This is a genomic window from Sediminitomix flava, from assembly GCF_003149185.1.
Taxonomy (GTDB): domain Bacteria; phylum Bacteroidota; class Bacteroidia; order Cytophagales; family Flammeovirgaceae; genus Sediminitomix; species Sediminitomix flava.
Genome location: NZ_QGDO01000029.1, coordinates 1 through 1,863 on the forward strand (window position 1 = coordinate 1; position 1,863 = coordinate 1,863).

The 1,863-nt window shown below is 32.9% G+C and carries 2 protein-coding genes; both read left to right on the plus strand.

The genetic code is table 11. The features are described 5' to 3' along the window. The first annotated feature begins 118 nt into the window (after positions 1-118). On the plus strand, positions 119-832 hold the full coding sequence (locus BC781_RS25315; RefSeq protein WP_109623350.1) for an Imm26 family immunity protein: 714 nt from the start codon (positions 119-121) through the stop codon (positions 830-832). 128 nt (positions 833-960) lie between these two features. Then, entirely contained in the window at positions 961-1,692 is a 732-nt protein-coding gene (locus BC781_RS25320) for a hypothetical protein (RefSeq protein WP_109623352.1), read from the plus strand. The last annotated feature ends 171 nt before the right edge of the window (positions 1,693-1,863 follow it).

The window sequence follows — 1,863 nt, forward strand, 5'->3', positions numbered from 1 at the left end:
CTATTTTATCCAAGGAACATAAAAAACATAACAAGGGGCATATTGCACAGGCGTTCTGCGACGCAATCCGCCTGCGACACCATGCCCGAGTCGTTAGAGCTAATTAAGCTAACTAAAAATGTCAACAGCAAAGAATTTGAAAAATGGGGCTGTATTTGAAGTCGAATTAGATGGAGGTATAGGCTTTGGTTATGTAAAGATGCTATTTTCAGATCAGTTAGGTCATGAAATAGAGTTTGATCATTTTATTATTAAAATTTACAATATCTATTCTGACACTAGTTTAAAAAAAGATTTTACTCCATCACTTTTTGAGACTGATGACCTTATTACCTCACCTCCAAACATGTTTTTTAGACCTGTCTTGAGAGGAAGAGATAGTTGGAAGTATATAGGAGAAAGCGAATTAACTGAAGAAGATTTTATTTTACCAGATTATATAGGAGGAAGAGGTTTTACTGATACTAAAGACGATGTTAGAAGTAGAATAGAATCTGGAGGGCAGGAGTCTATAATTCATAATTTCATGAATAAGCGAATGTATTCAAGAGATTTTAATGATATCAAGCATTTAGGATTTTGGCGAAGTCAATGTTCAGAGGCCATTAATCGCTTTTTATCAATCTATTGGATGAATGAAAAAGGAATGAACCCTTATGAATATTACAAAAAATATAGAGGACAAGTTGGTAAGAAAACAGAGGTGAAATATTTTGCTCTGGAAAATGGCTTTAATCTTTTTGAAGAAATGACTAAAGAGTTTCAAGCTCTTAAAAAAGGACAAAGATTACGAGCACTTGCATTAGAAGAATATAAACCAGTAAAAAAATAGCTCTAACAAAGGGCATATTGCACAGTCGTCATGCGACGCAATCCGCCTGCGACACCATGCCCGAGTCGTTATGGGTAATTAATCGTTGAGCAAGTATTTCTGTAGCTCTTTTATTTTAATTCAATTTTATGGAAAAAAAGGTAATATTAATTGTAGGTCATCCTAATAATGTAGAAGAAGGTAAGAGATTTGATTATTTTACTTCTCTTTATAAAAAGTATTTTATGAGTATTGCTGGTGGTGCTTTTGAAGGCGAAGATATACTTGAATATAAAGAGCAACGTTTGGAAAATATAGAATCTGAACTTTCAAAATTAAATGCATGCTATGTTATCGTTGTTTTAATAGGACACGGTGGAACAAAAGACGAAAAGCATGTTCTAAAATTAAACAACAATGAAATAATTTTTCCTGGACAACTTTCTATTGGGGCACAAAAGCAACTTTACATAGTTGAAAGTTGCAGAAATATAATTGAAGGTGAATTACCTGTTGTAGATCTTGATAGTGTGACTAAGTTTAAAAAAGGTGGTGTATTTAGATTACCTATTACTAGAGAGGAAGCTAGAGAAAGATTTGAGAGGTATTTACAGGATACTGATGACGGAATTGCAATTTGTATGTCATGTTCAAATGATCAAAGTGCATATGGGTTCTATTTCTCTTCTACATTATTGACTGTTGGGCATAATTGGCATAATCACACTAATAATTATGGTAGGTGTTTAGGTATATCTGATACTATTACAGAATATGTTGCGCCATATGTTGTGAAATTAGCAAGGGAAATTGATAAAGATCAAGAACCTAAAGTAATAGGTGATAATATTAATTATCCATTTTCTATTTGTAAGTATTAATAAACCACACCCATAACAAGGGGCATATTGCACAGTCAGCATTGCGACGCAATCTGCCTGCGACACCATGCCCGAGTCGTTATGTGCAATAATATATTATTGATATTGAGTTAATTAACATCAAACTTTAAACATGAAATTATTAATAACCTTATTCATACTAATTCAAAC

Coding starts and splice junctions, on each gene's coding strand:
- BC781_RS25315 (WP_109623350.1), top strand. CDS start 119: ATGTCAACAGCAAAGAATTTGAAAAATGGGGCTGTATTTGAAGTCGAA.
- BC781_RS25320 (WP_109623352.1), top strand. CDS start 961: ATGGAAAAAAAGGTAATATTAATTGTAGGTCATCCTAATAATGTAGAA.